We start from the raw sequence: 8,751 nt of genomic DNA on the forward strand, positions 1-8,751 counted from the left end.
GCGTATTTGACGAGTCTGGGGGCAATTGATACGATCACCACCTACGGCAAAGGCAGCGGGGAGCTGTCCATCTTTTCAGAGCAGGCCGAACGCTATTTGCCTTCTCCCTACGAGCTATCCCATGGTCAGTTTGTCGAGTACAACCTATCCACTCAACAACAAGTGGATGTGGCGACGGGCTTCTGGCCACAATCAGTCTTAAAAACCTGGACAGACTTTTACCGATCACCCCAAAAGTATAGACTCACTCAGGAGGGTGCTCTGCCCGTTGGTCTGGTTTCTAAATCCCTTAAGGAAGCCACGGACGGTGATACGCTGTTCGCTCACAAATGGACCTACGTCTATTTGTTTAAAGACGATTTCTACACGGGGGAAACCGATGATCTGGGCGATGGTCCCATTCCACACAACTTCAAAATGGTGGGCGGTGGGAATCTGACGATTACCCAGCCTACCCTTACCCGCAACATCGATGATACCATTCCGGATGAGGTTCGGGGCATAACACCTCAGCGAATGGGACTTTGGGATGCCGCTGGCAATCGTCCGAACCCGTTAACACTGGGCTTTCTGGATCAGTCGGCTGGAAATCAGCTGTACCGACGTAAAGATCAACTCGTCGATTACATACAGGATCTCGCCAACAAACCCACCGGCGCTGATCTGCTGGAGGCCATTGGGGCGCTGGCTCCCTGGCTACTGGCCAGTCCGGGCCGACCTGTCTTCGCCGGTCGCTACTCGACGTTCAACACGCAATTCTCTGACGCTTTCGACACCTAATGGCCGAATCAAAACGATATTATCACCATTACATTCCGGGCGTTATCAGTAAGCTCTGGGAATGGCCCCTCAATACGCTGGGGCGCTACGCCAGCCCGTATCTGGCCAATCTGCTGTTTCTGGTTACGCCCAACAAGGTGCTCTTTGACACCATTCCGGACGGAGGTAGCAATATTCTAAATGCGCCCATTGACGATCTACAGCAGGTTACCGATCAGGGTAATTACACGACCGATTTTCTGATTTCAGAACAGGGTTATACCATGCCCCAATACCCCCAGGCAGAGGGCGAGATTGTTGGCATTATGGTCGTTAAGCAGCGCGATCTAGTCTACTACAATCAGGGTAGTATTACCGTGCATCGGGGGGAATTCATCACCCTGGATGACCTGGTTCAACGCATTGCACAATATCCGGTTCCCCAAAACCCACCCGTCATCACCTTCACCATTATCGGTCATCAGGTCGAGTGGCCGAATTTGATCGCCATCGATTTCGAGCAGACGTTCTCCGATCCGGTTCTTAACAACGGGGCCGGTTTTTGGGATTTAAACATCTATATCCGCTCCACGGTCAATATTGCCGAAACGCGCTCGCTTCAGAGTGATGAGCCGTATACCGAAGAAGTCGGAGTAACGGGTAATTACGGAGGGGCTGGCTATTCTCGCAAGGCTGGCTATTCGAATGTCCCTCCGGGCTACTTGGTTCGTTTCGAATACCGCTATATGGGTCAGTCGCAGTTGCTGTTTGCAATGGACTATGAGGTACCCAACAATGCGGTCGCTCGGCATACCGTCTACTCGGCGGATGTAACGGGCTCTCGTACACGTCTCCAGCTTCAGAAAAAAACCACTCCAGGCGATGGCAGTGCGGCCATCAACCAGACGGTGTACCTGCTCCGGACACCAGGTGAGACGTGCTCGCTCGACGATGCCTACTTCAATAATCTGGATCAGACCGCGAAGCTCTCCCAAACCACCAGCATCGAGCCAGTAGCTACCCAAAATAAGCACTGGCAAAACCGCGATTGTGATGGCTCCAGCGATGGAACGTATACGCTGAGCGGTGATCCAATGATCACTGGCGGTGATGACGATAATTCAGGAACCCCCAATACCCCTCCCGTAGCTCCCTAACATGAAAACGATTCTCTTATTCTGGCTTTCCCTCTGTGCGCTACCCGCTTTCGCACAACCCTTAGAAACGGTCACCCTGTCGAGCACTGGCGTAAAGAAAGTAGTGCGTCGGGATACCTTAATTTATCCCCGAAATCCGGCTGGCAACTCGGCCTTTTTGCAGGCAGTCAATACGGGTACACTAGTCACCAAACCCCTGCCCTCGGAAGGGTCGATTGTTGGTCGCTACTCGTATAGCTTTTTTGATTCCCGGAAAGACTGGCTGAATCACAATGTGGTTAGCTCAGTAGCGCCCGTGCTGGCCGATGGGCCTCGTACCGTGCCCCGGCTGACGGGTAATTACTACTCGTTTGCTCCCCAAACGGCGCTGAATACGATTTCCTGGAACCGCTTTCCGCAGTTCAATGCGCATAGCTCGAAGGTCATCATCTATCCGGGTGGACTCTACTCGAACACAAGTGATAACGGCTTTTTGAGTAGAGGCTGGACGCACGTGGCCGAATCCGCTAAATGGGACGTTGATCAACCCTATCCAACGCAGTACCGACGGGCTTTAGAGATGGCTAATTACCAGGCCGCCTACAATGCCGCGCAGAGTCTGGATAGTGGTGATCCTCGTAAACAGCAGCTTTTAGATTGGGCAGGGCCGCTCCCTGCGTTTGAAGGCACGCACGTACTGATCAGCAACGAAGAGGCCGCTAAACTCTATGCCCAATACTGGTACAACACCTTTAAACAAGCCGATTGGGCGGGTGCTGGAGTCGATTACTTCTCCGTCAATCATGAGGTGTATTCCGAGCGATCAGGCACTGGCTTAACTGCCTACCAGCAGTGGTATCGCCAAGTGGGCTGGATCACCAAAGAGATTAACCGATTAGCCGCACTGGAAGGCAAATTCATGCCCTCTGGTTTAACCGATCACGGCAATCTGGCCCACCCGGCTCCCTACTTTTTTGAGGGCTTCAATGCGACCATTGGCCTGCCTGAATACTACGAAGTCGATAAAATACAGGAGCCGTTTCGGGGTTCTTCTCAATCAGCTCCGATGGGTGCGCCCTCGGATCTGGGGGCTATGGTGCGGGATGGCAAAGCCTTTACGGGCGTTGGCTCCTACGTGCAGCACACCTTCGATGATCATTCGCTGTACAAGAAAAATTCCAATGGCTCCTACAAACTTGATTCACTGGGTGGGCTGATCTGGAATGACAGCGTGCGCACGGCCACTATCACGGGCCAGTCAGCCGTGATTTACAATCAGGATGCCTTTCAATCGCAGCTGAAGTTTTACGGGATGTACGCCCGGTTTTGCGCCAATCAGTACTTCCGGGCTGGAGGGGTTCATTTGCCCAGGTCAGACATCCGTCAGCCGGGTTTTGAGAACGTTCGCTTCTCCTCTCAGTTTCGTCTCGATACTGAGGTCACCAGTGGCATGAGTCCGGAATCAACCGGCCTCACCGAAGAGCAATTTGCGACGCTCAACAGTCGTCCGTTGAATCCGGACTGGACGGAAGGTCATGCCATTGCAATGTATCTGTTCACCGACTACATCCGGGGCTGGATGGAGACCCAGCCGAAGTCTGCGTTGGGTAGTAACAACGGCGGTAAAAGCCGGGCTAGTGCCGAAATCTACACCAAAGGCTTCCACCGGGCATCGCAGCTGAACTGGATCTTTAGCACGCCCTGGACGCTGATTCAGCCTAAATTCTGGATCTTCAAACAAGGCATTACGTCGGGGCCGGATGCCGATGAGCAGTTCTATCGTAAGCCCATTTTAGTGGGTGGACTGGCTACCAAAGACGGTAAGCCCACCATCTGGATCAATGGCTGGTGGCCCTCGCAGGACGTCAATAAATACACCGATGTGGTGATCTGGATCGATAAAGGCGCTGGCCAGAAATCACCGGGTTACCGCATCCGATTAAAAGGGCGTAAACCGTTTCTGGAGTATTGGCAGCTGCCCGACGCAATGGCTGGCGCTCAGCCCAAGGATGTGTATTTTCAGTTTCGTACACTCCTGGGTGAACTGGTCACCTGGCGGGGTGATTACCGGGAAGCCAAAATCACCAGCCATCCCACGCCACCCACTGTTGTCGAGTCAGAACTCAACGGGGGTACCGTTACCGATCCGGGCAGTCAAACGACATCCGCTCCCAGCTGGATTGCTGGCATGCGCTATACGTATAACCCACCCCTGTTGACGTTTGAAGGGGCTGGCCAGATTGGTCAGATCAAATTCGAACGTCAGGATGGTACCACGTTCTGGACCACCAATCCCGACAACGTAACGGTCAACTCAGGGACGTTTTACAGCCCTGGGCCACTCGATGGTCAAAGTCCGTACGATAAGCAGTGGAAACTCTATTGGCATGCTGCTTATCCAATTGTGGCCACGCTCCAGCAGGCTGGCACGAGTGCGACGTATTCCTATACGGTTACGCCGGTTTCGGGAGCGAACCGGGTGATTCTAACGGGAGGCACCTCCGTGACGGTCACTGATCCGGGTTCGGGTGGGGGTACGGTCACGATGGGCACTCCCCTCGCTGGAGCGTTCGACTATCACGAATTTTCACCCAGTTCGATTCCAAGTTCCTACTCGATTGGGCAGAGTAATGGGCAGGCCAAACTAGTGCTGAACTTAAAAGAAGGGTATGGTACCAGCAATGGCCTGGCGGGGGGCATTCAGTCGCTGATCGATCTATCGACCGGCATAAACGTCGTCTCTAATCCGATGTTTAAAGCCGGTCAGTGCGATGACTGTGGTCATCCCATACCTTCGTTTGATCTTGGATCAGGCCTTACACCCGTTGGGTACCGTGGACCAGCGCCCTGGTCGTTTCTGCCCGATGTGCGACCTGACCTGCCAGGCTTGCAGAATATTGGCGATAATTTCCTGGAAATGGGCTCCAGTCACGGGGCTAGTTCGCATCTGGAGGCACTGGGCACGGGCACGATTAACGGCTCATCCGCCCTTTTTACTAAGGTCGATGCCGCTCAGTGGGATGGAGATACCCAGTCGGATAACTTAGGTTTACGCTTAGGGGACAAGATTAAATCCTGGCGTGCACTGGAGGGAAACGTACTCAAATTCTGGCACGAATTCAGCCTCAATCGTACCTCGGCCAATGGGGGCGATAACTGGCAGGATAGTCCCATTCAGCAGGAGACACCGGCTTTATACGCCAATGGGCTGTTAGGCACCACCGTGTTTTATGATGGGGATGCTCCCTACACCAATTCCCCAACCCGTCAACTGGACGGCTCGAACTGGCCCGACGACTCCGGCTTTCGGCCCGGCGAATGGTTTTTGACCGAACCCTGGATTGCGGTGATCGACCCAGCCACGGGTAAAGGGGCGGGTTTGATCTTCGAAACGCCCATCACCAACATTGGTCAGTTCAATGGCCGCTACAACGTAGCGGACGGCACTGGTTTTGGGCGAAATTACATCAGTTGGCAGCCCAAAATGATCCTGGATCGGAACATCACCTGGAGATTCTCAGGGCTGACCGTATTGGGTACAGTGGATCAAATCCGGGCGAAAGCCTACGAATACACGCAAAGCCGGTATCAGTCCACGCCCGAGTATCGATTTAACCAGAGCGGTCGTCAGCTGTGGAGCATGAGTAAGTGCCTTGATCCGGGCTATCAGACGAGCCGAACATCGTGGCCCGTGACGTTTAAATCCTCGGAATCGTCGATCATTTCGCCAGCGGGGGCCTGGCAAGGGTCGAATAAGCATGTGTATGTGAAGTATCGCTACACCGCTTACAATCGATCCAACCCAACGCTGAAACTGTGCTGGCGCAGAGCCAGGCAGGCGAACTTCCCCTCCAACGAAAGCTGGTTTTTAACCAAATATCCGGATGGGGCGGGTTACGGAGACCAATACCAACTCCCCCTCACCCTGATTGCTGACGGTCAGTGGCACATTGCCCACTTTGATCTAAGTAGCAAACCGGAGTGGAAACAGATCATCAACGAATTCTACTTCAGCGTCGATGGCAGTGCGGCCATTAACGAAACCATCGACATCGAATGGGTCAGTGCCTCTTCCAATGGTCCAGCTAATTAATCAATCAATCACCTACGTAACAACCATGAAAAAGATTCTCATCCTTGGATTCCTGTTTCTTGCCAGCCTGACGAGTGCGCAGGCCCAGACCGCACCCCTGTCCACGACCGCACTCAAAGCCTTAATTACCAAAAAACTCACGCCCATCGGCCTGCGAAAGATTACGCCCGACTCCATCATTCAGGTGAACAACGCCCTGGCCGATGCGATTGGGGTAAGGCCGCTCACCCTGGCCACGGTGGCTAGTTTGTCGCTGACACCTGGTCAGGCGGGCCAATCGGTGATTGTCAATCATCCCACTCAGGGCGGTACGTTTACCTGGTACGCGGCAGGGGCTGGCTATTCGGTGGATAATGGCGTAGTGTTTCCAGCGCCTAACAATACGTTTTGGGTACGGCAGTACGTTGGACCCACCAATGCCGGCTGGTTCGATCTGACGGGCAGCGTGGCGATACTATCCACCATTATCGACAAATACCCTAATCTTCAGCTGGCACCCATTACCTACACCGGTCCGCTGTCGGTAACCGCCAGTGGCGTCCGGATTCAGGGATCAAAGGCGTATTGGAATGGCACGACGGTGACCGGGGGAACCATTCTCAACGGCTCCATTACGGTGTATGGCAACAAAAACGAAATTAGTCAACTGGGCATCACGAATGCCTCTGGAAACGGCGTGGTTATCCGGGATAATGCCTCCGACAACAAAGTTGAAAACGTCATTTTCGCGGTTCAGAATCACGGGGTTCTGATGGAGCAGTTTGGCGGCACGGCGAAGGGGAATGTGATAAAAAGCTGCGATGCCTACGGGGGTATTCACGGCTTTGTCAGTAAATCAGCCAACGCTGTATTCACCGATTGCCGGTCATTTTCGGCCTCGGTCGATGGATTTGCGCTGGTATCAGATAACATAACCGGAACCGCGTATCCGTCGATCTGTATCAACAACAAACTAATCAATTGCGAGGCTTATTCGGGCAACAGTGGGATTGTGATTTACTCGCGGGATTATTCCTCGACCACCAACACCAATAATATTCAGCTGACCAGTCTGGCCATCATCGGCGGTACGATTGATGGCATGAGTGCGTATGGGATTCGGGTGGGTGACGAGGCAACCGGCGTGCCGGGGGGTAATACCTGGAACGATGTGCGCAACATTACCATCAACTCCGTCAGCATCAACAACGTCACGACCCAGGCCATTAAGTACCTTCGTTCGAACGGCGTTGTGACTATTGGCAGTCAGTTCACCAGCAATCCGGATAAGTCCAGCACTGTAGCCAAGAACCTGACCTTTCTGGCCAATGCGGGGACGAATTTTAGCATGGGCAACCTGGTCTATAACACCGTTCTGACCCTCAACAGTACTAGTCCTAGTGTTGATTTTGGTGATACCTACTACGAGACGCAAAACACGGTATCGACCGTCATTTCGGCCATAACTGGGGGCAAAGTGGGTAAAGTGGTCTGGATCTACATCAATGATGATTACACGGTATTTTCTCAGTCTTCGACGCTCGATATTCGCCGGTTTGTTGGCGGCAAAGGCTCGATTCTGGTCCTGAAGTACAACGATGCAGGCAATAAATGGGTAGAATTATTCTCCACAACTGTGCGCATTCGTCAGTTCTGGCCCTATCAATCTTCGCTGTCGCTGGACTACCGATTCGGTCGCTTCATGCAAACCTATCTCACGGGCGACGTGGCCAGTCTGGTGTTTACCAACTTACCACGCGATGGCGAGCCGTTTGAGTTATTGATCCACGGCTCGGGTACCCGAACGATTGGCGGTTGGGATTCGCGCATCATCTGGTTTGATGGCAAGCCTCCGGTGTTGCTGGCAGCGAGTCAGATTCTGATCCTTCGATTCATGTACGAAGGGACCAACATTTACTGCATCAGTAAACAGGGGGATGCCATCCGGGGAGCGGTTCAGTGGACGCCAGGCACGATTACGAACGGTACGACGGCCACTACCTCCTTCACGCTGGCAGGCGCACGCGTAGGTTACTTTCAGAATGCGACGTTCTTAGGCGATTTGCAGGGGTGTAAGACCTGGGCCAGAGTTACCGCAGACAATACAGTGAGTGTCTACATCGAGAACACGACCGGCTCGGATAAGACAATCGGCAATAACTTCTCGACCGTCGAACTAAGACCTTCCAACTAAGAGTATGCCTCGCCCCATTTCTGATCAGGTCAGCCGGATCACCCTGGAGTTCTACGTCGGCAATTCGCTGACGTATTACCTGCTGCTGGCCGACGAGATCACCACGCCGGAACTGACTACCAGTCGACTGTACAGCGCACCGGGCGGACGACTGATGCCCCCTTCCTGGCAGCCGGTGGTCAGTTTCACCGGGCAAATTGTCACCATTGCCCATCCCCCAATCCAGGAAAAGTTTTCCGGCTACCATCAGGTCAAGCTGGGCGAGCGGGTCATTTTAGCGGGGGATGTCGTGGCTGGCTATGGAACGGTCGCCAGGCCCAAAGCCCGAACGCTTCCTTATTCGATGTTCAGTGGCACCGTCTTCAGCGGTGATTTCCCGGTAACGACCGGCGAAATGATCCCGATTTATTTGGGAGAAATAGCCCAGCTAAATGTCAGTGTTCTCACTTAGTCAAATAGATACCCTTCCCGCCCTGAGCAAGCGGGAAGGTTTTTCCCAAGTGCATTACTTAACCTAAACTAAACACAATGGTACTCACAAGACCCGGCAACAAACGGCGCATCGCTGCCCACATATTGCCGCATTTTCC

Annotated in this window: 5 protein-coding genes; all 5 read left to right on the forward strand. The window is 53.4% G+C overall.

Annotated elements, in window-relative coordinates:
- Positions 1 to 780 (forward strand): hypothetical protein (locus tag ACYVE4_RS30945; protein ID WP_461044294.1); only part of this gene is annotated, 780 nt, incomplete at its 5' end.
- On the forward strand, positions 780 to 1,916 hold the full coding sequence (locus ACYVE4_RS30950) for a hypothetical protein (RefSeq protein ID WP_461044295.1): 1,137 nt from the start codon (positions 780 to 782) through the stop codon (positions 1,914 to 1,916). The genes ACYVE4_RS30945 and ACYVE4_RS30950, both read left to right, overlap by 1 nt.
- Position 1,917: 1 nt before the next feature.
- Positions 1,918 to 5,988 (forward strand): hypothetical protein, encoded by a 4,071-nt coding sequence (locus ACYVE4_RS30955; protein ID WP_461044296.1) that lies wholly within the window; start codon positions 1,918 to 1,920, stop codon positions 5,986 to 5,988.
- 25 nt (positions 5,989 to 6,013) lie between these two features.
- Positions 6,014 to 8,161: an autotransporter outer membrane beta-barrel domain-containing protein gene (locus ACYVE4_RS30960; RefSeq protein WP_461044297.1), complete on the forward strand. Its 2,148-nt coding sequence runs from the start codon at positions 6,014 to 6,016 to the stop codon at positions 8,159 to 8,161.
- 4 nt (positions 8,162 to 8,165) lie between these two features.
- Positions 8,166 to 8,612 carry a hypothetical protein gene (locus tag ACYVE4_RS30965; protein WP_461044298.1) on the forward strand — a complete coding sequence of 149 codons (447 nt, stop codon included), beginning with the start codon at positions 8,166 to 8,168 and terminating at the stop codon, positions 8,610 to 8,612.
- Positions 8,613 to 8,751 lie beyond the last annotated feature (139 nt).

The organism is Spirosoma harenae (assembly GCF_054776975.1).

Bases quoted from the DNA above. Each gene is read 5' to 3' on its own strand.
- ACYVE4_RS30950 (WP_461044295.1), top strand. From the start codon at position 780: ATGGCCGAATCAAAACGATATTATCACCATTACATTCCGGGCGTTATC.
- ACYVE4_RS30955 (WP_461044296.1), top strand. From the start codon at position 1,918: ATGAAAACGATTCTCTTATTCTGGCTTTCCCTCTGTGCGCTACCCGCT.
- ACYVE4_RS30960 (WP_461044297.1), top strand. From the start codon at position 6,014: ATGAAAAAGATTCTCATCCTTGGATTCCTGTTTCTTGCCAGCCTGACG.
- ACYVE4_RS30965 (WP_461044298.1), top strand. From the start codon at position 8,166: ATGCCTCGCCCCATTTCTGATCAGGTCAGCCGGATCACCCTGGAGTTC.